Source organism: Ohtaekwangia kribbensis (assembly GCF_042676245.1).
GTDB lineage: Bacteria > Bacteroidota > Bacteroidia > Cytophagales > Cyclobacteriaceae > Ohtaekwangia > Ohtaekwangia kribbensis.
Genome location: NZ_JBHTKA010000007.1, coordinates 650,696 through 676,621, shown reverse-complemented (window position 1 = coordinate 676,621; position 25,926 = coordinate 650,696). Strand labels below are relative to the sequence as shown.

Annotated in this window: 21 protein-coding genes; 3 read left to right on the top strand and 18 right to left on the bottom strand. The window is 45.3% G+C overall.

The features are described 5' to 3' along the window. Positions 1-157 precede the first annotated feature (157 nt). The 11 genes from ACFQ21_RS18040 to ACFQ21_RS17990 all read right to left on the bottom strand — a co-directional run bounded on the left by ACFQ21_RS18040 (position 158) and on the right by ACFQ21_RS17990 (position 15,873). Positions 158-1,261: a glycoside hydrolase family 2 TIM barrel-domain containing protein gene (locus tag ACFQ21_RS18040; protein ID WP_377580707.1), complete on the bottom strand. Its 1,104-nt coding sequence runs from the start codon at positions 1,259-1,261 to the stop codon at positions 158-160. 4 nt (positions 1,262-1,265) lie between these two features. Beyond that, positions 1,266-2,300 carry a glycoside hydrolase family 43 protein gene (locus ACFQ21_RS18035; RefSeq protein WP_377580705.1) on the bottom strand — a complete coding sequence of 345 codons (1,035 nt, stop codon included), beginning with the start codon at positions 2,298-2,300 and terminating at the stop codon, positions 1,266-1,268. A gap of 14 nt (positions 2,301-2,314) precedes the next feature. Continuing rightward, positions 2,315-3,349 carry a glycoside hydrolase family 43 protein gene (locus ACFQ21_RS18030; protein ID WP_377580703.1) on the bottom strand — a complete coding sequence of 345 codons (1,035 nt, stop codon included), beginning with the start codon at positions 3,347-3,349 and terminating at the stop codon, positions 2,315-2,317. A 15-nt stretch (positions 3,350-3,364) separates the two neighbouring features. Further along, on the bottom strand, positions 3,365-4,513 hold the full coding sequence (locus ACFQ21_RS18025) for a glycoside hydrolase family 172 protein (protein ID WP_377580701.1): 1,149 nt from the start codon (positions 4,511-4,513) through the stop codon (positions 3,365-3,367). 16 nt (positions 4,514-4,529) lie between these two features. Then, positions 4,530-5,531: a glycoside hydrolase family 43 protein gene (locus ACFQ21_RS18020; RefSeq protein WP_377580699.1), complete on the bottom strand. Its 1,002-nt coding sequence runs from the start codon at positions 5,529-5,531 to the stop codon at positions 4,530-4,532. Beyond that, positions 5,528-7,270, bottom strand: a complete 1,743-nt coding sequence (locus ACFQ21_RS18015; protein ID WP_377580697.1) for a family 43 glycosylhydrolase — start codon at positions 7,268-7,270, stop codon at positions 5,528-5,530. Before ACFQ21_RS18015 ends, ACFQ21_RS18020 begins: the two co-directional genes overlap by 4 nt. A 6-nt stretch (positions 7,271-7,276) precedes the next feature. Then, on the bottom strand, positions 7,277-9,016 hold the full coding sequence (locus ACFQ21_RS18010) for a sugar-binding protein (RefSeq protein WP_377580695.1): 1,740 nt from the start codon (positions 9,014-9,016) through the stop codon (positions 7,277-7,279). A 77-nt stretch (positions 9,017-9,093) separates the two neighbouring features. Continuing rightward, positions 9,094-10,656, bottom strand: coding sequence for a RagB/SusD family nutrient uptake outer membrane protein (locus tag ACFQ21_RS18005; protein ID WP_377580693.1), 1,563 nt, complete (start codon positions 10,654-10,656; stop codon positions 9,094-9,096). A gap of 18 nt (positions 10,657-10,674) precedes the next feature. After that, positions 10,675-13,992: a SusC/RagA family TonB-linked outer membrane protein gene (locus tag ACFQ21_RS18000; protein ID WP_377580691.1), complete on the bottom strand. Its 3,318-nt coding sequence runs from the start codon at positions 13,990-13,992 to the stop codon at positions 10,675-10,677. 223 nt (positions 13,993-14,215) lie between these two features. Continuing rightward, the gene (locus ACFQ21_RS17995) at positions 14,216-15,229 is read right to left on the bottom strand and encodes a FecR family protein (RefSeq protein WP_377580689.1); all 1,014 of its coding nucleotides are present in this window, start codon (positions 15,227-15,229) and stop codon (positions 14,216-14,218) included. A 74-nt stretch (positions 15,230-15,303) separates the two neighbouring features. Beyond that, a complete protein-coding gene (locus ACFQ21_RS17990) occupies positions 15,304-15,873 on the bottom strand; it encodes an RNA polymerase sigma-70 factor (RefSeq protein WP_377580687.1) in 570 nt (189 codons plus the stop codon). Positions 15,874-16,131: 258 nt separating this feature from the next. Here ACFQ21_RS17990 and ACFQ21_RS17985 point away from each other — a divergent pair, with 258 nt between their 5' ends. Then, a complete protein-coding gene (locus ACFQ21_RS17985; protein ID WP_377580685.1) occupies positions 16,132-17,151 on the top strand; it encodes a LacI family DNA-binding transcriptional regulator in 1,020 nt (339 codons plus the stop codon). A 184-nt stretch (positions 17,152-17,335) separates the two neighbouring features. Then, a complete protein-coding gene (locus tag ACFQ21_RS17980; protein ID WP_377580683.1) occupies positions 17,336-18,115 on the top strand; it encodes an HAD-IIA family hydrolase in 780 nt (259 codons plus the stop codon). Here ACFQ21_RS17980 and ACFQ21_RS17975 read toward each other — a convergent pair. From ACFQ21_RS17975 to ACFQ21_RS17955, 5 genes are all read right to left on the bottom strand, one after another. Continuing rightward, positions 18,112-18,585, bottom strand: a complete 474-nt coding sequence (locus ACFQ21_RS17975) for a peroxiredoxin (protein ID WP_377580681.1) — start codon at positions 18,583-18,585, stop codon at positions 18,112-18,114. The two genes, ACFQ21_RS17980 and ACFQ21_RS17975, sit on opposite strands and share 4 nt — an antisense overlap. A gap of 186 nt (positions 18,586-18,771) precedes the next feature. Further along, the gene (locus ACFQ21_RS17970; protein ID WP_377580679.1) at positions 18,772-19,674 is read right to left on the bottom strand and encodes a DUF4097 family beta strand repeat-containing protein; all 903 of its coding nucleotides are present in this window, start codon (positions 19,672-19,674) and stop codon (positions 18,772-18,774) included. Between the two features lie 171 nt (positions 19,675-19,845). Next, positions 19,846-20,727: a hypothetical protein gene (locus ACFQ21_RS17965; RefSeq protein WP_377580677.1), complete on the bottom strand. Its 882-nt coding sequence runs from the start codon at positions 20,725-20,727 to the stop codon at positions 19,846-19,848. Between the two features lie 69 nt (positions 20,728-20,796). Beyond that, complete coding sequence (locus tag ACFQ21_RS17960; protein WP_377580675.1) at positions 20,797-21,594, bottom strand: HEAT repeat domain-containing protein; 798 nt, start codon at positions 21,592-21,594, stop codon at positions 20,797-20,799. A 41-nt stretch (positions 21,595-21,635) separates the two neighbouring features. Continuing rightward, the gene (locus ACFQ21_RS17955; RefSeq protein ID WP_377580673.1) at positions 21,636-22,211 is read right to left on the bottom strand and encodes an RNA polymerase sigma factor; all 576 of its coding nucleotides are present in this window, start codon (positions 22,209-22,211) and stop codon (positions 21,636-21,638) included. A gap of 180 nt (positions 22,212-22,391) precedes the next feature. Here ACFQ21_RS17955 and ACFQ21_RS17950 point away from each other — a divergent pair, with 180 nt between their 5' ends. Further along, positions 22,392-24,302 (top strand): CHASE3 domain-containing protein, encoded by a 1,911-nt coding sequence (locus ACFQ21_RS17950; protein ID WP_377580671.1) that lies wholly within the window; start codon positions 22,392-22,394, stop codon positions 24,300-24,302. Between the two features lie 61 nt (positions 24,303-24,363). Here ACFQ21_RS17950 and ACFQ21_RS17945 read toward each other — a convergent pair whose 3' ends face one another. Continuing rightward, positions 24,364-24,984, bottom strand: coding sequence for a hypothetical protein (locus tag ACFQ21_RS17945; protein ID WP_377580669.1), 621 nt, complete (start codon positions 24,982-24,984; stop codon positions 24,364-24,366). Positions 24,985-25,128: 144 nt separating this feature from the next. Beyond that, complete coding sequence (locus tag ACFQ21_RS17940; RefSeq protein ID WP_377580667.1) at positions 25,129-25,926, bottom strand: TIGR02757 family protein; 798 nt, start codon at positions 25,924-25,926, stop codon at positions 25,129-25,131.

Sequence of the window (25,926 nt, the reverse complement as noted above, 5' to 3'; positions counted from 1 at the left end):
AAGTGGAGTTTGAGGCATAATGTAAGTTGGTGCACAGATCGTAATGCGGAAGTAAGAAGTCAGGACTAAGAAGTAAAACCAAAAAACTTTTACGCTTCCCTGTCTTCCCGGCTTCCCGACTTCTTCCTACTTCTCACTTCTTACTCAAAGCGCACAGCTATTTCCCCGTCAGCTTCTTAATCAACGCTACTTCCTCCTTGCTATACGGAGTGCCGTCTTTGCGGAAGATATCGTGGAACCATACTTTGGGTTCTTTGCCATCGGGCATTGGTGTATCCCAGGCATATATAGTGTTGGTTTTACCGGCTACTAATCCCCAGTTATAGGCTCCTATATTTTCCTGTTTCAGCATAGGCATTACGTTGTCGAAACGGCTGTTGCGTGTACGGGCCATATACTCGGTACAGATCAGCGGGCGACCGGTTGAACGCAGACTATCGATCCACTGCTTGTGAACGTCCGGCTCCATATAGTTGTGATAGGTGGTAACATCGGAGTTGTCCAATTGATAGTGGTTCAGATCAACAAGATCTTTGTTCCATACACCTACTGATAATGGCTGTGATGGATTTACCTCTCTCCCCCACTGAAATACTTTCTTCAGCAATGGCATAGATTTGTTTCCATAGCCAGAGTTACCGGGTTCGTTGTACAGATCCCACAGAACAATGCGCTTGTCTTTTCCAAAGTGTGAGAGCACGTCCTTGGTATAGCGCTCCAGTACAATATAGAGTGTTGAGTCTTCATGAAGCTTATCGCCTGGGTCGCGTATCCAACCCGAGTTGTGGATGCCCGGCTTTGGATCGGGTTGCTTACCGGCCTGGTACGTTGGATTCCAGCAGTCATCGAACAACACAAACAACGTAGATATACCATGCTTGTCAGCGATGTTGAGATATTCATTTACGCGGTTCTTGAAACCGACAGAGTCAATCTCCCACGCGAGGTGATGCAAGTATACGCGCATCGAGTTCATGCCTATATCTTCAGCCCAACCCAGCTCACGATTGATAGTGGCCGTATCAAATGTCTCAGCCTGCCACATTTCCAATTGATTGATAGCAGAGCTCGGTATAAAATCACTGCCGCGCAGCCAGCCCCATTGTTTATACCATTCGTTGGCTTGCTCCTTCGTCCAGATATCGCGTGCTGCGGGTACCTGTACCGTTGGTTGCTCCTGCGCCGTTTCTTTCTTCTGACAAGCTGTGAACAGCGATATCAAAAGAATCACAGCGAGCAGTTGTTTACTGATTTGTTTCATAGATTTATTTAGGATTATTAATTAATTTCCTGATTGTTGGAATCGGCTGAGGTTTGATACCGGGAGTTCCTGTCTTAATAAAGGGCCAGCCATTTTTATACTGCAGTTTATCGATCAGCATAACTCTGCCTTTGTCTTTCAACGCGGCATCGCGTGCTATAGCATGGTATATGATCCAGTCCTGACCGGCATCATCGGTAACAACCGAGTTATGTCCGGGTGCAAGCCATGCATCGTTCTTTACCAGTATAGCACTGTTGTTGTCTTTCTTTACCGCACCCAAACGTTCAAAAGGACCGGTTGCTTTTTTCGATCGCGCCACCATTACCGCATAGTTGGCTTTATCACCACAGCAATTATCACCGGAGTATAATAAGTAATAATATCCATCGTGATGATGAACCCATGCACCTTCGATGAGTCTGCTATAATCAACATCTTTACCGGGCGACACTATACCTACAGGCGATGTTCCCACTTTGAATGATACGCGATCATCATTGAGTTCCTGTACCTTGATCGGCTTGAAACCCGAGCCCCAGTATAAATATTTCTTACCCGTAACCGGATCATCAAACGCCATCGGGTCGATGTTTATAAACTCCTCACCACAAACCAACGGCTGACCTATATCTACAAAAGGCCCCGCAGGATTCTTTGAGACAGCAACGCCTATACACTTACCAATCTTATCATCAGGCGATTCGCCTGAGTAGTATAAATAGTATTGATTTCGCACTGCATCATACAGCACATGCGGTGCCCAAAAGTCTTTATCAGCCCAGGTTGGTTTTATCGGCAATACATCCCCTGCAATTTCCCAATGAACCAGGTCTTGCGATTTCGCCACCTGTATATGATACAGTATATTGTTGATTTCTGTGTTCGTCCCATAGGCATAAAACCAACCATCATGACCGCGAATTATAGTCGGATCAGCAAAATCAGAAGTATATACCGGGTTCGTAAAAGTCACCTGTGCCGACAGCCTTATCATTACCCCCAGCATCACAACAATCACTATACTATACCGCATCATTTATTTCTTACTCCTTACTTCTTAACAGCCGGTATCGCCAGAGCATCCCCCTCCTTCACCGGTTCCCCAAACAATGGCGCTCCATCAGCATTCCAGGTAAATTTCTGTGCACGTGGCGAACGATGTCCACCACAACCTTGTCCTGGTTCGGCATTGGCGTGGTATAGTATCCAGTCTTCTTTTCCATCAGGTGATTTAAAGAATGAATTGTGTCCCGGAGCAAATACTTTATTCGCTTCCGACTTTTGAAATACAGGCTTTGCCGATTTCTTCCAGGCCGATGCATCCATCAAATCGCTTTTGGCAGATGTACTTAACATACCCAGCGCATAGAAATCTGTCCAGCAACCGCTGGCCGAGTATATAATATGCACTTTATCTTTATATACCAGCACCTGCGGACCTTCATTGACGTCTACATGCGGTGGATTGCCCGGGTCATTGAGATCACCATGACGCTCCCATTCATGTTCGGGATGCGAAATCTTTACACGGTTACCCTCGATCGTCCAGGGATTTTTCAGCTTGGCTATGTATATATCCTGCCGGCCGTTGGTATCGCCTTCCCATCCTGACCAAACCATATATAGTTGTTTTTTGAATTCGAATACGGAACCATCTATCGCCCACTTATCAGAAGGATCAGAAATTTTTCCTTTGAATACCCATGTATCTGCAAATGGATCAGCTGAGGCGTTCTCTAATACATATAGTCTGTGGTTATCATTCTTGCCATCATCGGCCGCAAAGTATACATACCACTTGCCTTGCAGAAAATGAATTTCAGGCGCCCAGATCTCTTTGGAATATTTTGTATTGGACGGAGGTATCCAGATGGTTTTACGTTCGGCTGTTTTCAGATCGGCCAGGTTCTTTGTTTTCCAGATGTCGATGCGATTGCCAAGTGTATGGGTATAATAATAGTAACCATCTTTATATATACTCCACGGGTCAGCACCAGATGGTAACAATGGATTGGTAAACGTTGCCTGCGAAAACGCGGAGATACTCGCAATGAACAAACAAAGGGTTATATATACTCTTTTCATTCTTACTTATTACGATTAGTTTACTTCAAGATCATTTTTAACAGGGAGTTTCGGGAAAGATGCGTGCGGCTCGGCCTGATACCAGTATACTACCGAGCTGATGTCAGACTGCTGGGGCAGGTAACGTCCTTCGCTGCGCCATCCTAAATCCTGGATGGTAATTTTTAGTTCTTTGTCGAAGCGGATTGGGTCTGCTATGTGCCAGCGATACATGCCAAAACGTTGCTGTGATGTATATACTCCATCCGGACGAATTACCTGGTGCAACCCTGCGTACGCAGTGGAGAACTCCTGGTATTGATGTGTCTTCTTATTCTCGAAATTATAGGAGCCGCAGAAGTAATCTTCCGTTCCGGTACCGTTGATGGTTGGAAATTTGGAGTCACCATCCATATAGAATTTGATCTCACCTTCGCCCCACCAGCCGTTGTTGTTTACACCCCATGCTATATAGGTACCTACATAATGTCCTTTGCCTTTTATATCATCGATCAATGTATATAAAGAACCTTTGGTAGGATTGCTTCTTCGGAACTGTGCATGGAAGTAAGCAGCATCACCCGGAACATCGGTCAATGTATAGTCTACCTGGTAATACAGACGCATTTTCTCAGTTGCTATATTTTCCATGGTAATTCTGCATTTCTTACGGAAGGGCATTGTCCAATAGCAATTGAAAGCACTGCCAGGGTTAACCGTTACTGCAAGTGAATTGAGCGGAGCAAATTCGCCCCAGCCCATGCCGAAGAAATCTCCTACCGGAACTTCAACAGAAGGTTCCTTTTCATCGTCCCAATAAAAACGAAGTATAGAATAACGCCAGTTACCGGTAGGTGTCATCCAGATGTGTTGGATCGCTCCGGAACCTGTTATCTCTGCGAGTGTAAATGTCTGACCGGGTTCAATGATGATGAACGGATTTACCTTCCATCCTTGTCCTAACTCGCGTGCCTCGCGACCGGCATTTCCTTTATCGGGTGTGGCCATCCCGCCTTTACCGGGTTCACCTGTAAAATTCTCGGGGCTGATGGAGCGTGTCTTTGCATCCGACAAGCGGTATAAATTTCCGAGGTTAGAGTCCAATCCATTGAATTTGGCCGGGCTCTGCGCATAGGCATACCGTGATACGATTAGCAACGCAAAAAGAAAAACTATATGCTTCATGACCATGGTTGTTTAGTTACTTGACCGTAGAAGGTGCACGCAGCACGGAGTCAGCACGTACAGGCTCACCGAAATCAGGTGTCCCATCTTTCTTCCAATGAAATGGCTGCATGCGCGGTGATCTGCGATGATCGCATCCCTGACCGGCACCTGTATTGGCATGATACAAAATCCAATGCTCTTTTCCATCCGGTGAGGTGAAGAATGAATTATGACCGGGCGCATATACATGATGAACGGCAGATTGTTTGAACACCGGCTCAACTGATTTTATCCACGATGCGGGATTCAGCAAATCAGCTTTGTCATTTGCCGTAAGCATACCCAGCGAATACTCATCTGCCCAGCACGCACTGGCCGAGTATATAATAAATACTTTGCCGGTATTGTTCATAAGGAACTGCGGACCTTCCAGGATTTCTCTTCCGCCAAATTTTTCCCATACTTTATCCGGACTGGCAATTACGACTTGCTTATCCGCCAATGTCCATGGGTTCTTCATCAGGGAAATTACCAGTACACTTTGCGGGCCTATATATGCAGAATATACAAAATAGTGCTTGCCTTTATGCTCAAACACAGAACCATCCAGACCAGAATGTTTCATATTTACCTTACCCTTATCGGTCCAGGTGCCTTGCAACGGATCGGCTGCTATATTCTCAAGCACGAATATATACCGGGAGGCATCACCATCATTGTTTACATCTGTGGCGGTATAGTATAGATACCATTTGCCATCGAGGTAATGCAATTCGGGCGCCCAGATCGCTTTTGAATTCGGACCCGTTGCAGGTGGCGTCCAAACCGTTTTAGGTGTTACGTTCTTTAACTCGTGAAGCTTCTCGGTTTTATAGAGAATGATTCGATTGCCAACGGTATTGGTATAATAGTAATAACCATCTTTCCAGGTTACCCACGGATCGGCCCCTGAAGGCAATATTGGATTGATGAACGTTTCTTGTGCGTGTGCTGCCCAACTAATCAGCATCGCTATATATATACTCAGATACTTCATTTTTCTAGTACGACTTTTACAATTGTCTCTTTCTGATCGTGCTGCACGCGTAACAGGTAAAGCCCTGATGCCATGTTGCCTGTATATAGCGTCCACTGGTCGCCTCGCTGAACAGCGTTTACATCGCGAACAGGTCTTGCATATATATCCGTTAGCACAACCAGTTTTATCGAAGCTGAGGCAGTACTTGCTATCGTGATGTTCTCTTTAGCAGGATTGGGAAATACAGTGAACTGTTTAGCTATACCGGACTCATTGCCCGTGATTACTTCTTCCGAAACTTCAATCTGCCATTGTTGTCCTTCGGCACCTGTCCAATCCTGTTGAACTACGTCAGCGCCTTCATCACCAGAATTAAGTATAACTGTAAGTGCCTTGTTACTATTGCGTGCGAGTAAACGGTAATACCCGTTGCCTGCATCTTCAATTTTCCATTGCTGGCACGGTGCGCCATTCGGGGCCCACGTTTGTACATTCGCGTAATTATCATTTGAACATCCGGCAACATCCAGCGCGAGTCCCCCGCGAGCAGCGGTCAGCACGAAATAGCCATCACCTGTAAACTGTATATTCCAGCGCTGACACGCTGTGCCTTGCCAACTATTCTGAATAACATCGGCACCTAATGCGGGTGAACATCCTTTCAACGCGAGCGCTTTACCACTATGGCGCGCAGTAAGTTTATAGACTCCATTCTGCAACGTAGTGGATGCTGGCAATGCTACCTCCCCGGCCGGAGCAACGAGTGTATCCCCTGCTGCTACTGGTATACCAAAATCCGGAGTGCCATCAGCTTTCCATTCTACTTTTTGTGCACGGGTGGTACGTGTGTGGTCGCATGCGCCTGCCGCTACCGTTGTGGCATGGTATACATTCCAAAGTTCAGTTCCATCGGGCGAGGTAAAGAAACCGTTATGCCCGGGACCATATACATTCGCTGCGCTGTTCGAAACAAAAATGGGTTGCTGTGATTTTGTCCATGATGCGGCTACCAACGGATCAGCACTTTCGCTCATCGTCAGCATTCCCAAAGCATAGTCCGGGGTCCAACAGCCGCTGGCGGAGTATACCAGGAATATTTTCCCGTTCTTCTTTAGGATGATTGGTCCTTCATTTACTTCTCCGTTTCGTTCCCAACTATATTCAGGACTCGACAACAAAACTCTCGGACCAGTCAACGTCCACGGATTGGACATCTCGGCTATATAAATACGTTGCACGGTATTCGAGCCACTGCTATAGCCCGACCATAAAAAGTAATTCTTGTTACCCAATGAAAGTATAGATCCATCTATTGCCCAGAAATTTTCAGTCGGATGGTAAATCTGGCCGCGGTTTGTCCATGTGCCGGTGGTTGGATCATTCGCTGTATTCTCGATCACCCAGGTACGCTGTCCACTCAAATCACTGCTTGTGCCTGCGGTATAGTATATATACCATGCATTGTTGATTCGATGAAGCTCGGGAGCCCAGAAGTTGCAGCAAGGTCCACCTGAAGGAGCTGTAAACACCACAATACCCGGAGCATATTTAAGTGCGTTCAATGCAGTTGCCTTTCGAAGTGTAATGTTATTGCCGGTTGTACCGGTGAGGTAATAGGTGTTGTTATAGTATGTAATGTGCGGATCGGCCATCTCGCTGATCGGGTTCGAGAATGTCTGTGCATGAAGATCCTTGCCTATCCCTATGCCGGTCATCCATACTACAAAAGCTATATATCGTATGTTCTTCATTTTCATTTGCTGCTAATCGGTTAATACTAATGGCAACCATGTAAAGGGTTGCTCCGTAACATTTCCGGAAAGAGGTTCAGTATAGCAATGCATGCCGTTACTGCTTTCGTTCACTTCGGCATGAAAGCCTATGCGTTTATTTTTCAGAGGAGAAGCTGATAGTGTCCTCCACGGTATACTTACCTCAACTTGATATCCGTCAGCGAGCTTTTTTGATTTTACAGCGATACCGTTTGGACTCCATGTTGTCCATTGATCATTCGCGCGCTGTTGGAAAAATGCTTTGCCTGCCGAAGTAACAAGCATGACGTAAACGCCCTCACCACTCTTTACTGCTGAAAGATTACCAACATCCAGTAACAAACGCACACCATCACCTTTCTGCAGATCATTTGGAGCGGTGACTATATCCTTGTCTTTTACTTGAACAGCGAAGAATAGTTTATCCATATTCCAACCTGTTCGAATTTTCGCTTGTGTTGGTCCGTAGCCGCCTATAAATACAGGAGCTTCAGTTCGCCACAGTGGCTCTTTACTTTCACCATCCGGTGTTAGCGTGGTTTGATGCGATTTAATTCCGTGAAGTATATATCCTTTTATCATCCATACCGCTGTTTTACCATAAATATTGGTAGAGCCAAGCGCAATCACAGTGCTATCGTTTTCCACGCACAGTGAATTCCAGAGTGTAGTTTGGGTTGAATCAGCAGTATAAAACGGTATACTCTTGCGATTAAAGTTTCGTCCTTCCGGTGAGCCTATCGCTACCACCATATCGCTCCTGTCCCACTGAAAATCTTTTCTATACTCGTTGCTTTGGTATGAGAGTATAATTTCTCCGGATGGCAACTGGCGGATATAGGGAGCACCTGCATACTTGTTGGCGGGTATTTGTGCATCATTGTCCATCGCATATTCACGATCAGTACTTGCGGCCAGTACGGGCGCATTCTTCCATTGACTGGATGAGCGAATGATAGCGGGTTTGAACTCCTTACCATCAATACCGTTATCTTCAATGGCAAAAATTACTTCACGTTTGTTTTGCAGCAGTACCGGCACAGGCATACCATCACGGTAGCCACTTCTGAAACCCACCTGTTCTCCTTTTGTCCACGTTGCACCATTGTCCATAGAGCGAAAGAGTGTTATCTCCTGCTCATTTGATTTTGTATAGGGGCCTTCGTTGGCGACATACAATTGTATCTCTCCTGATGGCAGTTGTATCTGTGCAGGCTCCCAGCATCCATTCTTAAATTCGTGTCCTGCGCGGTATACCTCCACAGCATCCGTCCAATGTATACCATCATCATTGGTTCGTTTCATTTCAATGGCAAATCGTTTGGTGGAATCTGTATTGTTACCTCGTGGACGAAGATTATAGGACACCAGTATACTTTGATCATGCAGTTGCAATACTTCCGGCACCGCACGCGCTATATCATTCTGCTTCGCTGCGATCAATACCGGGGCACTCCATTGTTGCCTGCGTTCATCACTTTTTATAGCGTATACTGATCCATCGCTTTCGTACACGCAAAACAATTTTCCATTGTGTAATCTGATCATGCGGGCATACCCGGCATAGTTTGCCTCCACAGGAGACAGCTGCTTCCGGGTACTAAAATCCCAGGCAATGCGGATTCCATCGACAGGCTTCCTGTCCTGCTGCATGGCAACATCCGAATCTATATACCCGGATGCTATGCTGTTCAGAAAAAATAAAATAGCAAGGCTATGATATCCGATCACACGCGTATCATTAAAAAATAACTGATTAAAGAAGGAAGCACTAGTTATAGTGCTTCCCGTCACAAGGGGTCCTTTACTTAGTAAGGAGTATTTTGAATAAGGTTCGTGTTGTTATCAACTTCGATCTGAGGAAGTGGTAAACGATGATTGCGTTGCAATACAAAGTTATTAAAGTCTATATCGCGTGTTTTCAATTCATCTATACCAGCTTGTGATGTCAGCAAACCCCAACGTTTCAGGTCTCCCCAACGAACTGCTTCGAAGCAAAGCTCAAGTGAACGCTCCATTTGCAAACGCTTCGCGAAGAGAGCCTGATCCATACCGATCTCCGGATGAGCAACTTCCAGCTTTTCAAGATTTGTGCTTGGCCGTTCACGCACCATGTTCACATACGTATAAGCTTCAGCAGTTTGTCCCGCTGCGTTGAGACACTCGGCATACATCAGCAATACATCGGCATAGCGAATGAAGCGGAAGTTGTTCGGTGCGTGGTAATCTTCACGATCGCGATAGTAGTACGTTGAGTATTTCTTGATAAACGTTTCATTACCCCACGCATTGTTATTCCACGGTCTGTTATATACCAGTGTATCGTTGTTAGCTGCATCCGGGAAATCTTTATAGGCCTGCTTGTAAAAGATGTTGTAGAGCAAGCGTGAATCGTACTCACCATCTTTTGTCAACTCTTTCTTATACTCATCGATAAGCCAGGCACGTGCTTTACCATCCTGCCAGCCTATACCACCAGGCGCGAAAAACTGTGTGCGCTGAAAGCCCATCGAAGCCGTCAGATCATCGCCATCACCACCTTTGTTCACATCACTGAACTGAATTTCGAAAACAGATTCTTTATTGTTCTCGTTGGTGTGTGTAAAGTTATCGCGGTAATTATCTACAAGACCATAATATCCTTTACCATCTCCGGTAACGAGCCAGTCCAATTCTGTCTTTGCCTGTGGCAGTTTACCTTGCTGCATCAGTGCGCGTGCAAGCAACGCTTTGGCAGCACCTTTGGTAGCGCGACCTACATTGGCATCGTCCCACTGATCCGGTAATTTATCTTTAGCCCAGTTGAGATCTTCTTCTACCTGCGCCCATATTTCAGCTTCGGTGCGTTGAAGCGGTTCGTCCTGTGGTTTGGATGGTTCGAGTACAATCGGTGCATTCTCCCACAGTAGAGCGATCTGGTAATAATACAGGGCACGGATAAATCTTGCCTGCGCCAGTATTCTGTCTTTGTTCGCTTCGTTGGCAAACTCTATTTCGGGTACATACGCCAGCACCTGATTCGCACGAAATATAGCTTTGTAGAAATCGCGCCAGTGCCAATTGTTACCATCCCAGAAATTATAGTTGTTATAGCGGAAGCGTGTCCAATCGGCAAGCTCTACCCATGGACTTGTACTGTGACCTTCATCGGAAGCGAGATCATACCGGAAGTATATCCAGCGTGTCCAGGTAGAAGGTTTATAGAACATGTTGTATACGGCATTGATACCCATCTCGGCATCCTTCTCCGTTTTCCAGCCTTGTTCAACGGTTGGTGTATTCGGGTTGTCAATATCCAGCAGATCTTCGCTGCAACTGAAAGTAATGGATACGAACAGTATCAGAAGTATATATAGTTTTAAGCTTTTCATAGCAGATTGTCTTTAGAATCAGAAATTAAATTGGAGACCTACCAGGAAAGTTTTTGCATTCGGGTAACGCACTTCATCGTGACCTCTGCGCCATATATCTGGTGCCGTAAAGTCAGGATCAAGACCGGTATATTTTGTGAACGTTAACAGGTTTTGTCCTGTAACATAGATGCGTGCACTGTTGAGTTTAACGCGCTCCGTTAGTGCTTTCGGGAAATTATAGCCGAGTGTAACATTGCGCAGTCGGAAGTATGAACCGTTCTCCAGCCAGCGGTCTGTGTCTCCGCGCGAGTTACGATCATCACCGTAGAGTAATCTTGGGAAATCGCTGTTTGGATTTTCCTGGAATGGCTCGCTGCCTTCTTCAAATACGAAGTAGTTTGAGTTATCATCGAAGCGTTCTACCGCAGCGCGTGAACCGTTATATACTTTCTGTCCGAATGATCCGTACCATAAGGTTGACAGATCGAAGTTTTTATACTCTACATTCAATACAAGGCCCAGATCAAATTTAGGCCACGGGTTGCCTACGATCTGGCGATCGGCATCGTTGATCTCTCCGTTGTCATCAAAGTCTACATAACGAATATCACCAGGCTTGGCATTCGGCTGAATAACTTTACCAGTTGAGTTTACGTGTGCGAGTACTTCTTCTTCACTGCGAAATATACCATCGGTCTTGCGCAGGTAGAACATACCGATCGGTTCACCGATCTCCGTTTTTGTTATACCACTTAGTATCTCCTCGTTACCATACCCTAACTCCAGCACTTCGTTTCGCACGGTAGAAAAATTAGCGGTTACACTATAGCGGAGTCCGCTTGCACGTTGTTCTTTCCAGGTGGTAGAGATCTCTATACCTTTGTTGCGTATACTGGCTGCGTTAACGAACGGGTCACCGCCATCATTACCGGTAGATAATAATATAGGCATTGCCGTCAGTACATCTCTCGTGGTTGCTACAAAATACTCCATCGTAAAAGCTAGCTTGTTGTTGAAGAGCGCTATATCTGTTCCGATGTTTACAACTTCTTTGGTTTCCCAGCGAAGATCTGCGTTTGCCAGTTTTACCTGTGTAGCGCCATTCACAATGTGCTGATCGCGACCTAGTGTAGCGATAACGGAAGAATTGAGCAGTGCCAGGTAATCCCAGTTACCGATGTTATAGATTGAAGAACCGTAGAAGCTTCCTCCGTATCCAACCGTACGTCCTATACTGGAGTTACCCAGCTCGCCATAGTTTGCGCGAATCTTCAGATCATCTATAAACGGAACATTGAAAAAGTCTTCTCCGCTGATACGCCATGCAGCACTTACCGAAGGGAAATTCCCCCAGCGATTATTCTTCGCGAAACGTGACGATCCATCTCTGCGCACGGTACCGGTCAGGTAATATTTTTCATCGTACGAATAGTTAAACCGGCCGAGGTATGAGATGAGTGCATCTTCATTATTAAAACCACCTGCTTCCGGATTGGTTGTTCCTGCATCGAGTACATCATAATACCTGCCACCGACTTCAACCAGGTTGCGTTTCGTGCCGGAGATGCGATCATACTTCTGGCGCTGGAAGGTTGTACCGGCTACGGCATCGATGTGATGCTTCCCTATATCTTTGTTCAGGTGAACTGTATTCTCTATCAAGGTTGATACATATTCTCCCCGATATTCATTTACAGCCGATGGATCGAATGGCTGGTTCAATGTCCAGTTACCGACCTTGCGGATATATTTATAGTTTTCGTTGCTGGCTTCAAGACCTGCGTTAACCCTATATTTCAACACACCTTTCAGAAAGCTAAGTTCTGCGTAAGCATTTCCGCGCAGGCGCAGGTTCTGGTTGGTTGTTTCTTCCAGCGATTCACGTGCAATCGGGTTTACTCCGAACGTACGTGCAGCGGCTTCATCACCGTAACCGAAACCTCCCGGGTGTGTGGGGTCATGCACCGGTATGGTTGGTAACATGCGTAACATGTCCCAGAACGGATTGGTGATCAGATCATCTGACTGACCATGCGAAATAGAAAGGTTCTCTCCGATCTTAAATATACCACGCTTGCCTTCGGTGTTCACGCGGAAGCTATAGCGATCGAACGATGACCCTATACTTGTACCGGTGTTACCAAAGTAATTTCCGGATACTAAATATGTACCGAATTCATTACCTCCGGAGAAAGTCAAGTTATAGTCGTGCGTTTGTGCTGTGCGGAAGGTCTCACTCTGCCAATCGGTATCTATACCTTCGGGAAATTGCTGATAGCCCTGGTCGATCACCCACGGAAATTTTTCTACTTCAATGGCTTCGCGATAAGCCATCGTGTTATATTTCTTGAAATCTGCCGCACTCATAAATTCATACTTCGGCAAAGTCTGCACTCCGTAACGTCCGGAGAAATCAACTTTCAGTGGTCCTGGTTTTCCTTTCTTGGTCGTGATGATAATCACACCGTTCGCGGCACGTGATCCATATATAGCAGCAGCGGATGCATCTTTCAGAATCTGGATAGACTCTACATCGGCCGCGTTGAAATCACGTGTGGCAATGGTAGGCACTCCGTCAATAACATAGAGCGGCTGGTTGTTCGAAAAGTTTCCGAGACCGCGTATCTCGATTGTTGATTCACTTCCGGCACGACCGCTGTTGCGTATATTTACCCCGGCAGCAAGTCCTTGCATGGCTTCAGCAACCGTTGTTGCCTGAACTTTCGCCATGTCTTTGTTATCAATAACAGACACCGCACCGGTAAGATCTTTCTTCTCCTGCTCACCATAGCCGATCACCACAATCTCCTGCATGGTTGTTACATCTTGCAGCAATTGCACCGGTATATTTGTTTGTGTACCTACGCGGACTTCCTGTGATTTATACCCGATGAATGAAAAGACGAGCACGCTGTTCTCGCCTGCTACCTGAAGCGAAAAGCTTCCGTTGGAATCAGTAGACGTACCGTTGGATGTCCCTTTCTCCATCACGTTTACCCCTGGCAGCGCTTCACCTCCTTCATCTTTCACCGAACCGGAAACCTGTATCGCTACCGCGACTGGTTGAGGCTTGCGTTCTGCCTTGGCAGTAACGGAAATAGTTTTGTTGATGCGTTTGAATTCGATGGATGCTTTACCGGAAAGATCTTCCAGCACCTGGCGCAGCGATGCGTCTTTATAGTGCAGGTCGAACGACTTGTCTAACTCCAGTTGTGCTGAATAAGCAAATACGAATTTTGTTTTCGCTTCCAGCTCCTGGAATATGGTCGATAGCGAGGCATCTTCCAGCGAAAGCGAAACTTTGATCTTATCCAGGCTCTGGCTGTTGGTAGACGCTGCAAAGCCAAGGTTCATACAAATTACCTGTATGATAAAAAGGCGCAATGTGTACTTCGATATAAGCATGAACAGCTTACGTAAAAATTTCATAGGTTTGTTAAGGTTTGAGTTTTATCAACTAATTCTCAGGCTGTAGTCCGGGGAAGCATCGGCCAAAATGTTAGTACCCGGACTATCTTTTCTCTCAAGTTGATTGAGAGTCCGTATCCCTAAGGAGGATTCAATCGTATTGTTTCAGTCATATATTGCTTTGTTTGGGTTTGATGTCGCATCCTTTGCCCTGCATGATCACGCTGTTACCTTTCTGCGTGCAGGTTATCTTGAGCATATACTCTAAACTTTTCAGGATATTCGGCAAGGACTCTTGCTTGTAGGTAGCATTAATGATGCAGTTGCCAAGCGCAGGATTCTGAAAGGTTATATCAACTTTGTACCATGACTCCAGTTGCTCCACGGCTTCTGCCAGTGTAATGTTCTCGAAGTGCAGAACGTTGTCTTTCCAGTCTACAAAAGCCTGTACATCTACTTTCTTCTTGCTGATGGCTTTGTTGCCACTGGTAACAATAGCTTGTTGATACGGTTCAAGTATAACATCTTTTACCTGCGCGGTATGCAGGCGCGAGCCTACATTTACTTTACCTTCCACCAATGTTATCTCAGTAATTTTATCAGGCGATGTACGCACATTGAACGATGTGCCGAGTACAGTTGTGTTCGCAGAAGCTGTGTGAACTATAAATGGTTTGGATGTATCATGTGCTACCTGGAAGTATGCTTCGCCTTCAAGATATACTTCGCGGGTTGCTGCGGTAAATTGTTCCGGGAAGGTAAGTGTACTGTTGGCGTTGAGAATTACCTGTGTGCCGTCCAGCAGATCGATCTTTAACTTTTGTCCACGTGATGTCTGCACCGTCTGCTGCTTCACGGCAATCACTTCAGGTTTCACCACATCATCCTGTTTTTTGTAGATCAGGAAATAGAAAGTCGCCATGAACAACGCCAGTGCCGCTGCCACTGAATACCAGGGTGACAAGGTATAGCGTTTCGCACTTGCCCGTTGCGGCTCCTGCAGTTTTTCGGAAAGCTGCATCCACAATTCGTGCTTGATGCTTTCATCTCGTTGAGACACGCGTTGCTCAGCTTCCGGATACGATTCAAAGAATTCGTCCAGCAGTTGTTTGTCCGCGGGCGATGCCGTGCCGTTGATGTAGGCATCGAGTAGTTTCCGGAATTGGTGTTCGTCTATTTTCATGATCTAAACGGTAGTTGCACACGATTGTGTGATCCCCTACGTGCGATCAGAAAAAATTTTCGGACAATGAAAAATCAGAAGTTGTCGAGTATGAAGGCTGTGAGCATCACCAGCTTGTCGATGGAAAGACGAAGCGTACGCAAGGCTTTGGTGATTTGATTCTCGACCGTCTTGGGCGAGATGTGAAGTTGCTCGGCAATTTTTTTATTGGGCAGTAACTCAAACCGACTCAGGTAAAAAATCTCACGACACTTTTCGGGAAGTGTAGCCATGCCTTCTTCGAGCACGGACTGCAGTTCAGCAGCGTGAAGTGCTTCTTCCGTGTCGTTGGTTGTTGCTACAAGGTTAATGTGTTCGAGGTGCTTTTTAGATATAGCCCCGGAGCGCAGGTGCATAAAGCATTGAAGCTTTACAGCCTGGTATAGATACGCCTGTATGTTGAGTATATTTCGGTCGCGACCTTTCTCCCACAGCGAGATGAGTACGTCTTGTACTACATCTTTAGCAACGGTTTCATCTTCCAGCACGCGATAGGCAGCGTGGTATAATCGCTTCCAATGCCGATCGAACAAGACGGAGAAAGCGCGCTGATCGCCCTGGCATATTAAGTCAAAAAGTACCTGATCGTCTTTTTCCGCATGCATAGTTTGGTGGCAGCAAAGGGTTTGGGTTCGATATCTGCACAAACTTTTATCACAGGCGAAGTAATCGAAATGTTTCAATTGCCATCCCTTCACGAAATATTATTTTAAAAATAACGATTCCGGAAACGATCTCAACACTGAAATTATATTTATTTTCAGAATAATATTTCAGAAATCGTTTGTTACTTCAGGGCGATAAATCGTTTTGATATTATCGACCGACCTTGTACTATTGAGCTATTTCCGTGATTTTCTGAAATGAAGAACCCTCAGGCTACCATCCGCGACCTTGCTATCAAACTCAACATTTCCATCTCAACTGTTTCGCGCGCTCTTCGCAATGCTCCGGATGTAAATCCTGAAACCAAAAAAGCTGTACTCGAACTTGCCAAACAATTACACTATGAACCTAATCGTGTAGCACAAAGTCTCCGCATTAAAAAGACAAACACCATTGGTGTGGTTGTACCGGAGATTGCCATGCATTTCTTCTCCTCTACCATCAGTGGTATACAGGAGTATGCAGCGAAGCACGACTATAGCATTATGATCTGTCAGTCGATGGAATCGCTGCGAACGGAGAAATCAAATATACACATGCTGGTATCGAACCGCGTGGACGGATTACTGATATCGCTGTCAAGTCAGACTAAAAATGTAGAGCACCTCGAACATTTACTGGCCAAGCAAATACCGATAGTGTTGTTCGACCGTATCACCAGCGAGCTCGATGTTTCTAAAGTTGTAGTAGATGATTATAACGGTGGCTTTAAAGCTGCTGAACATTTGATACGCACAGGCTGTAAACGCATCGCTTTCATTGGCGGACCTGAAACACTTTATGTAAGTGATCAGCGCTTACGTGGCTACCGCGATGCTATACGTAACTACAATGTAGAACTTGATGAAGAGCTGATCATTCATTGTAAAGATCTGCATACCGATCCTACCGCAGCTACACACAAGCTCCTGGATTTACCGCAGCGACCCGATGCTATATTTTGCATGAATGATCCGGTCGCCATACTTGCCATGCAGGTGCTAAAAGAAAAAGGCGTTCGTATACCCGATGAAATATCGCTCGTAGGATTTACCAACGAACCGGTATCGCAGTTCATCGAACCTTCACTTACCACGGTGGCACAACCCGCTTACCAGATGGGACAAACCGCTGCCAAACTCTTTATCCAGCAAGTGGAGAACAAACAGGAGTTTAAGCCGATTACAAAGATCTTGCCTACGGAGTTGATTGTGCGAAACAGCACGAGACGTGTTTAGGTGTTTACGTAAGTACGTGTGTTTGTTGTGTTGAGGTGTTGGTGTGTTCAGGTGTTGATGTTAGCGGAGTATACTATAATTTCTTCGTGTGCGTTGTGTAATTGTTTTTTTTCGGATAACTGTTAACGAATGACGGATAACTATTAACCGTTAACTATATTTGACTATAACTTACTCTACTAAAATGGCAAAAGGCTTACTCATTGACATGGATGGTGTTGTATACGGTGGCGATATACTTATACCGGGGGCTGACGAATTTATAGCCATGTTACTTAAAAAAGATATACCCTTCATGTTTATGACAAACAACAGTCAGCGTACACGTACAGAGGCTGTGCGCAAGCTGAAGAAGCTGGGTATAAACGTGGATGAAAAACATATTTATACCAGTGCGATGGCTACGGGTAAATTTCTGGCCGGTCAAATTCCAAACGGTTCTGCCTATGTACTCGGTGAAGGAGGCTTACTCACCAGCTTGCATGAAAACGGTATATCGCTGGTAGAAACTGATCCTGATTTTGTTGTGTTGGGTGAAGGCAGAAACTTTACACTGGAAATGGTGCAGCGTGCTGTAGATATGATTCTGGCCGGTGCCAAATTTATTACTACCAACCGCGATCCTTCTCCTAAAAAAGCAGGATGGGCTAACCTCGGTATAGCCGCTACTACTGCAATGATCGAAGAGGCTTCCGGTATAAAAGCGTTTGTGATTGGAAAACCTGGTCCGGTAATGATGCGCTCTGCCCGTAAAGCCTTAGGACTTGAAACTGCCGACACTACCGTGATCGGTGATACCATGGATACCGATATACAAGGCGGTGTTCAGATGGGCTATAAAACTATACTTACTCTCAGCGGTATCACCAAGAAGGAAGACCTGATCAAATATGCTTTCAAACCGGATATGGTTGTTACATCTGTAACCGAGATCAAATTTCCGTTACCGTGGTGGGAAGTCTAAACGGCTTGCCTCCGCGTGGGCGCCGTAACATTCTCTACCATGGCCTTGATGTGCCGCTTCGATGAGAATATATTCTGGTACATCGCTAATATAGTCTGGTCTTTATCCAGCAGATACGTAGTGCGCTTGGTAAATAAAGGTACAAACGGCAATTGCGTATCGTACAGTTGACAAACTTTTCCCTCCACATCAGCAAGTAAATCAAACGGAAGCGCGAGTGTCTTCTTGAACTTGGCGTGACTTTCCAATGAATCACGGCTGATCCCGATGATTGTAATATTCAATTCCTTAAACACTTCGAAGGTATCTCTGAAACTACAAGCTTCATTGGTACAACCTACTGAAAAATCTTTGGGATAGAAGTATAAAATACAAGGCTTGTTCTTCATGTCGCGATACAGCGAAAAATCTCTCCCACTCGTTGAGCCTAATGTAAAATCGGGCGCCTTCGTTCCAACCGGTAATGGCATATTATTCTGATTTACTTCCTGAAACCCAAAAGTCGAAAAAACAATTCCGAAAAACTACCGGTTACCCGGAATATACTTTGCAGAACCTCCTCGCTATACAATGCATTAAAAAAGCGGCAGACTACAGTCATACCGCTTTCAATAAACCAATCAACCCTGTTTCACATTATGGTTGTGTGTGCGTAGTTATTTCTTGCGAACGTAAATATCACCGTTGTGATTCTTCAGCATGATCTCCGCTCCTCCTCCATTCACGTCACCTCGTTTGTAGTCGTCTACTGTAACACGGTATACTCCTGATTTTGCATCTTTCTTCTGCACCGGACCGGCACTGGTCATCTTCATATCAAAGCCGGTAAAGATCTCGCCTTGCTCGGTTTTCATTTTGAACGAAGCCTTCAGCGATGCCGGGAACGTAAGATCTATATCACCATTAAATGTTGTAAACGACATTGGTGCTCCTTCTTTTACTTTATCGAACGTTATCTTTACTTCACCATTAAATGTTGTAGCTACGATCGCTCCGGAAATGTTGAGGGCCGTTATCTCCCCGTTATAGTTGGTAAGCTCGAGATCGCCCTGCACGTTGGTAACCATCAGATCGCCATCGTTATAGGTGTGCACTTCCATATCGAAACCGGAAGGCACTTCAATCTCCAGGTCAACTTTATGATTCCATGAATCAGACTGCACTTTTACAAAGTTGTTGTTCTCGGTAACTTCAAGATCCATACCGCCACCGCCAATCTTGCGAAGCCCCTCGGATTTTGAGCTACTGTTATTCTCCTTATTGTTATTACGATTTTTGTTGTGCGAATGATCTTTGTCTTTCTCTTCACCGTCATCATCGCAGCCGTCACAATCATTATCCTCACCAGATTTATACTTTACCAGTACATCCTTACGCGCAGTTCCTTTCACTGTGATCGAACCGAAATTAAGATGTGCTTTGAGTTTACCTCGCTTTGCCGGATCACTCAGGGGCACGGTAAATTCACTGTTGCTCTGAGCATTCGCGATCGATGATGAGATGAGTATCAACCCGAAGGTGATCAGTGCGAGGGCTATTGTTAGTATTTGATTTTTCATTTCCGTAGTCGTTATTCGTTATCAGTTAATCGTTATTAGTAGTTTACTGTTTTTTTGTGGCTCGTTATCCGTGTGGTATATATTTGCTGGTCATTCGTAGTATAGATCTTTGCAGTCGTTATGAAAGTTCAGATCACGGTTAACGAATAACCATTAACGGATAACGGCTCTTCAATTCTTCTCCTTCAGGTATACATTTCCATTGAATGTCTCAAAGTCGAGCATCACTCCGCCTTGTCCGGTTTTAAACAGGTTGTCCATTACTTTATAGCGTATGCCGTTGCCTTTGTCGCTCTTCTCGATCTTGGCAGGAAGTGCTTCTATCTTTTCAATGTTGGTATAAAAACTACCATTGAAACTTTCGAAGCTTAGGTCGGCCGCGAGTCCCTTTTGAAACAGTGCGTTGATGTCTCCATTGAGTGTATAGAAGCGGCATTTCTTTTTCGGATTGGTAGTATACTCTACATCCAGGTTTCCGTTGATCGTACTCGCTTCGGCTTCGCGCACCATGTTCTGTAATTTTATACTTCCGTTGATGTTATTCGCGATCACGATGCCGGTTACACCCTGCACGGCAACATCACCATTGTTGATTGTGCTTACATCTATATTTATACCGGCTGGCACTTTCACGACAAAGTCCAACTCAAATTCATACTCCGTGCGACAGCCATCGCGTTGGTTCCAGTTATAACTCCAGCCATTCCGGCCTCTGTTGTTGGGCGTACCTCTGCCGAACCGGGTACAGCCATCGCTGCTATAGAGTATAATGGAATCTGCGAGGTCGATCACCCCCATCTTTACTTCTTCTTTCGCTTTATCAAACCGCGCCTGCGTTTTGGCTCGAACGGTCCTGGTAACTTCCACCACAATCTTGTCACCGCTATAGCCCGTTACCGCTACACTTCCATTGATGTTTTCAATGAGCAATGTGTTATTAACATCTTTCTTTTCGAATGTAAATTCCTTTGTTGACTTCTCGGTATGCGTGAGCTGTGCATATACATTTACCATACACAGCGCTATACCTATACTTAGTAATGTCGTTTTCATAAGTTCTTGTGTTTAAAACCAACTCTAGTATTCTGTCGTATTTCAACCTCTAAACCTTCTGCAATTTTTCTAAATGAGAACTTGTATGGTTTCGCGTATCTTCTGCTTTACTTCCTTCGCAGTGTTTTGCTGTTGGAGTAATTTTTCAAGTTCTTTCACGGAAGATTTCTCCTGCAAAGCAGCCATCATCTCGGCAAGCTCTACCTGCACGAGCGGTGACTCCTGTTTGGCGATAGAACGTATCAACTCTTCGCGCACCGAGCTTTCCCTGGCATAGGGTTTCAATGCATCGAGGGCAGCGAGTCGCACATTTACGTTGCTGTCGTTATTCAGTGTCTCAAACAGGGCACGCGTAACTTTGGTACTCACCTGATCCATTTCCTGTGTAAGGCTTACGGCCTTCAGCCTGTCCGTTGCAGATTCTTTCTCCAGCAACGAAAGCATCATCATCTCTTTCAGATCCGTTACCTGCTGACTGAGCTCTGCGATCTGTCCGTTGTTAGCAGTACCTTCTGAAGTCTGCGGACGAACCCAATATCCTATCGCGAGTCCTGCGAGTAACGTAACCGAAGCAAAGGCCAGGCGTGGTAGCATTTCAGGCCAGGCGAAAAACTTCTTCCATGAAAATGAATTCAACTGACTTTTCTTTTCCTGCGCCAGCATCTGGTAGAAGTTGTCGTCCAGTTGCAGCGAAGGGGCCGGCACTTCGAGTTGCATAATCTGCTCTCCTATCACCTGTAGTTCCTGCAGTTCCGACAAATCGATTACACCTGCTTCGATATACTTTTCGAGTATATTTACTTCTTCTGCACTGGCCTGCCCTGCGTTATACTTTACCAGCAATGCTTTTATTTCATTTCGTTCCATACCTTTTGCTTTTAGCTGCGAGCTATGAGCTGTGAGTTTTTTTAATATCGCGTTTCGAGTTTTTGATACATTTCTTTTAGTTCCTGAAGCGCTCTGAAAACTTTTACTTTTACGGCACCTTCGGTGCAGCCGAGTATCTCACCGATCTCTTTATACTTCTTGTCCTGAAATTTACTGAGCACTAAAATTTCGCGTTTGTCTTCGGGCAGCCTGTCCATGGCCATGGAGAGCAAGTGCATTTCTTCTTCGCGTTGTATACCGGAAGAGCGATTCTCATCGCTGCCAAGCCGGTCTTGCCAGGTCTCGAGCGAATCTTTTGCTGCTATTTTATTCTTGCGGAAGTGATCGTGGCTCACATTGCGCGCGATGTGAAACATCCACGTTCTGAAGTCACCATCTCCGCGGAAGAGGTAACGATACTTCAGTATCCGTAAGAAAACATTCTGCACCAGGTCTTCGCTCAATTCTGCATCCTTATTCATGTGGTAGAAAAAACCGAACAAAGGTTTCTTGTACCGCTCGAAGAGCAGGCTCATCTTGTCGAGATCGCCATCCCTGACTTTCAGCATCAGGGCGTTGTCTGTTAGTGCGTCCAATTCAGAAGGTGAAGTTTTCAAAAAGGGTAACTTAAGGATTTCAATTTGGTTACACGGCTTCTGTAAAGTTTCTTAAAAATTCAGTACGACCAAAGCCAAGGGGACTGTCTCAACCGTGATAATTGTAATATCTACAGTCATAAAACCGTTTGATGCTATACGGTCTTACATTTTTTTTTACTATCTTCTCTGGCCCATCCAATGAAAACAAACAGCATCATTACGCTGCTGGTAAGTTCTGTTATACTTACCGGGATCAGTGCTGCCATAACGCACTATGCGATTCGTGACAGCCGGAATCGTGTTGAATGGGTTTTTCATACTTACGAGGTTATTGACCACTCTGCTACACTACTAACGCATTTGAAAGATACCGAATCCAGTCAGCGAGGCTATCTTATTACAGGTGATTCAAGCTATCTGCAGAATTTCAAGGCAAACCGTGAGATGGTGTTAGCCACGGGCGATTCCATTTCGAAGCTGGTATCGGATAATACAACACAAACTTCGTTGGTTCAGACTAAACTATTGCCTACCGTTGCCCGGAAGCTGGCATATATAGAGGCTGCCATCAGCAAGTATAATATCAATGGCAAAGACAGTGCTTTTGCCCTTATCAGGAGGGGACCGGGAAAAATACTGATGGATAGCATTCAACTATATACTGCTGCATTCAGCAAACACGAAAAAGAATTGCTCACCAACCAGTTGGAACAGGTGGCCATCACGCACAATCGCCAGATCATTATACGTTATGGAAGTTTTATACTGATCGCTTTTGTTTCGATACTCGCTCTGTTTACCATTGTACAGAAGCAGGAACGAAATGAAGAGCTCATTAAAGAACTGAACCTGGTCAACACATCGTTGGAAAAAAAGGTGGAACAACGTACCGTGGAACTTAAACGACAATCGGATGTAGCCGAAGAACTGAATCAAAAACTACAGGAAAATATGGAAGAGCTTGAGATGTTTTATGAGACACTGCAAGTGAAAAGCATTAAAACTGAAAGCGCCTTGCAGGAGATTGAAGATCTGTATAACAACGCCCCCTGTGGCTATCATTCGCTTGCTTCTGATGGTACTATTATAAGAATGAATCAAACTGAATTGAAGTGGCTGGGATATACCCTGGATGAGGTGCTGAGCAAGATGCACGTTACTTCCATCCTCGTACCAGAAGAACATACTTCATATTATAATGATTTTGAAGCCTTCAAACGTGAAGGCTTCATTCATAACAAGGAGCATACATTTCTGCGTAAAGACGGCAGCACGTTTCCAGTGCTGCTCAATGCCACCGCTATATATAATGAATTGGGCGAGTACATGATGAGCCGTGGCACCGTGATCGATATCACCGAGCGAAAAGTATATGAACATCAACTAATGGAAGTAAACAAGAAGCTGACACGCTTCAATACAGATAAAGATAATTTTCTGAATGTAGCAGCACACGATCTGAAGAGCCCGGTAAATAATATACTCGGCCTCATCAGTCTCATTAATATGCAGAAAGGAAATATATCGCCCGAGCAGGCAGAATATATACTGCACATTCAGCATCTCTGCAGTAATATGCAGAACCTGATCGGCAACTTGCTGGACATCGGTAAAATTGAGGGAGGTATTATGGAGTTTAAACCGGAGCCGGTAAATATGAGTGAATTTATGAAAGAGCATCTCGATGACTTCAAAGATCATGCGGCCACCAAACATATATCGCTGATACTGGAAGATCATACACCAAACCGCTGCATTATCACCGATCGCTCTGCACTTCAGCGTATCGCTGAAAATCTTATATCCAACGCACTGAAGTTCTCGCCTCCGCATACCCGCGTGATCATACGCCTTGAGCAGACGGATCATCATTTAAAAATGGAAGTGCAGGATCATGGACTGGGTATACAGCCCAATGAAATAAATCTATTGTTCCGCAAATTTCAGAAACTGAGTACACGGCCTACCGGTGGCGAAGGATCATCGGGACTGGGACTATCTATTGTAAAAGAACTCGTAACCGCACTCAACGGAAAGATATCGGTGACCAGTGAAGTGAACAAAGGCACTATATTTTCCGTTGAGCTCCCGCTTTTCGAAAGCGCATAAAAAAAGTATATACAGCCGAGCTATATATACTTTTACTATTTTAAAACCTGTTCGCTCCAGACTATGTATTGCGGATGGACGAGAGTTTGTTGCGTTCATCCTGCAGCTCACGCGAAAGCTTGGTCTGTTTCTCCATCGCTCTGCGCTTGTATTCTTCATACTCGTTGGTGAGCATGTTAATAGTAAGTTTCTTTTCCTGAAGTGTTTTGGTAAGCATTTTCATGCGACCGGCCAGCGTTACAATAACAAAAGCAAGCGCGGCTACCAGGATGGTTACGATCGTGAGGAATGCACCCTTCTCGATGTCGATACCAAGTACGGATATGTGTGTGCTGTCGTGCAGGGTAGCTGCCATCGACTCTTCTTTCTTTTTCAGGTTGGCTTCCACACTGGCTACCTGGTTCTTCAGCTGACTGATATTTTTCTGGGCTTCGCGAATGGCAACATCTTTGGCCATCAGCGAGTCGCGTGTAATCTTCCACACTCCATCCATCACGCTTTCCTTAACCACTTTATATTCTTTGAAGGACTGTGACTTCGCCTTCATAATACTATAGCGTTCGCGCAACGTGTAATTTTCCGGTGGTGTTTGAATCGTCTGGTCTGCAGCTTGCTGAGCAAATGAAAACTGAAACGTCAACAAACATACCCACAGTGCAGCAAAGTTTTTCATCATCTTCATAAGCGGTCTTTGGTTGATAGTTTTACAAACTACGATATCTCACTACTTTTTTACCACTTCCTTTATTTCAGCAGTGAATCTGTTCGATTAAAGCTTTATGTCAAGGGACGAAAGGTAACCATTCTTGTTCGGAAATTACTAAGATTATGCAGAACGTTTCGACCATCCCTCTTCGATTCCCAAACCGAACAAAGCAAAATCATATTTCACCGGATCTACCGGATCCAGGGCACGCAGGCGTGCCGTCAGTTCAAGCGCAGTCTGCCAGTCGGTCTGCTTTCGTTTGATCAACTTGAGCCTGCGGGCCACACGATCTACGTGCAGGTCGCAGGGGCAAACCAGTTGGGCTGGCTTTACCTTTTTCCAGATGCCGAAGTCTACACCTCTATCATCATCGCGCACCATCCACCGCAGGTACATCACCAAGCGCTTGCACGTTGACTTGCGCGCAGGCGATGGAATGTGTTTGCGTGTTCGGTGTGGCGCGTGTTCGAGGCTGAAGAATATTTTCTGAAACTGATCCAACCCCTGCTCTACTGTTTCATGATCGGCCCCGGCATAAAAGGCATCTTCCAGCGAAGTGTGGTTCTGGTAAAACCATTTCAGCGCCTCTACAAAGTATAACGTATCGGTTGCGTTAAAGGTGCGATGTTTAAACGCGAGCAGCGGCTTCAGATCCTTCTCGCGATGCTGCAGTATAAACCGATGCGGGTCGTTGTCCATCATCCCCATCAGCTGTTTACATTTATTGATGATGGTTTTGCGCTGTCCCCAGGCGAGCACGGCTGCAAACAGACCTGCTATTTCTATGTCCTGCTTTTTGCTGAACGCATGTGGAATAGAAACCGGATCGTTCTCGATAAAGCCCGGCTGATTATACAGCACTACCTTTTCGTCCAGAAAATCCTTCAACTCGGCTATACTCAGTTTACTTCTTTTCAA

Bases quoted from the DNA above. Each gene is read 5' to 3' on its own strand.
- ACFQ21_RS18000 (WP_377580691.1), bottom strand. From the start codon at position 13,992: ATGAACCTTGGCTTTGCAGCGTCTACCAACAGCCAGAGCCTGGATAAG.
- ACFQ21_RS17950 (WP_377580671.1), top strand. From the start codon at position 22,392: ATGAAAACAAACAGCATCATTACGCTGCTGGTAAGTTCTGTTATACTT.
- ACFQ21_RS17995 (WP_377580689.1), bottom strand. From the start codon at position 15,229: ATGAAAATAGACGAACACCAATTCCGGAAACTACTCGATGCCTACATC.
- ACFQ21_RS18025 (WP_377580701.1), bottom strand. From the start codon at position 4,513: ATGAAGCATATAGTTTTTCTTTTTGCGTTGCTAATCGTATCACGGTAT.
- ACFQ21_RS17965 (WP_377580677.1), bottom strand. From the start codon at position 20,727: ATGAAAACGACATTACTAAGTATAGGTATAGCGCTGTGTATGGTAAAT.
- ACFQ21_RS18035 (WP_377580705.1), bottom strand. From the start codon at position 2,300: ATGATGCGGTATAGTATAGTGATTGTTGTGATGCTGGGGGTAATGATA.
- ACFQ21_RS17945 (WP_377580669.1), bottom strand. From the start codon at position 24,984: ATGAAGATGATGAAAAACTTTGCTGCACTGTGGGTATGTTTGTTGACG.
- ACFQ21_RS18030 (WP_377580703.1), bottom strand. From the start codon at position 3,349: ATGAAAAGAGTATATATAACCCTTTGTTTGTTCATTGCGAGTATCTCC.
- ACFQ21_RS18015 (WP_377580697.1), bottom strand. From the start codon at position 7,270: ATGAAAATGAAGAACATACGATATATAGCTTTTGTAGTATGGATGACC.
- ACFQ21_RS18040 (WP_377580707.1), bottom strand. From the start codon at position 1,261: ATGAAACAAATCAGTAAACAACTGCTCGCTGTGATTCTTTTGATATCG.
- ACFQ21_RS18005 (WP_377580693.1), bottom strand. From the start codon at position 10,656: ATGAAAAGCTTAAAACTATATATACTTCTGATACTGTTCGTATCCATT.
- ACFQ21_RS17980 (WP_377580683.1), top strand. From the start codon at position 17,336: ATGGCAAAAGGCTTACTCATTGACATGGATGGTGTTGTATACGGTGGC.
- ACFQ21_RS17960 (WP_377580675.1), bottom strand. From the start codon at position 21,594: ATGGAACGAAATGAAATAAAAGCATTGCTGGTAAAGTATAACGCAGGG.
- ACFQ21_RS17970 (WP_377580679.1), bottom strand. From the start codon at position 19,674: ATGAAAAATCAAATACTAACAATAGCCCTCGCACTGATCACCTTCGGG.
- ACFQ21_RS18020 (WP_377580699.1), bottom strand. From the start codon at position 5,531: ATGAAGTATCTGAGTATATATATAGCGATGCTGATTAGTTGGGCAGCA.
- ACFQ21_RS17990 (WP_377580687.1), bottom strand. From the start codon at position 15,873: ATGCATGCGGAAAAAGACGATCAGGTACTTTTTGACTTAATATGCCAG.
- ACFQ21_RS17985 (WP_377580685.1), top strand. From the start codon at position 16,132: ATGAAGAACCCTCAGGCTACCATCCGCGACCTTGCTATCAAACTCAAC.
- ACFQ21_RS17975 (WP_377580681.1), bottom strand. From the start codon at position 18,585: ATGCCATTACCGGTTGGAACGAAGGCGCCCGATTTTACATTAGGCTCA.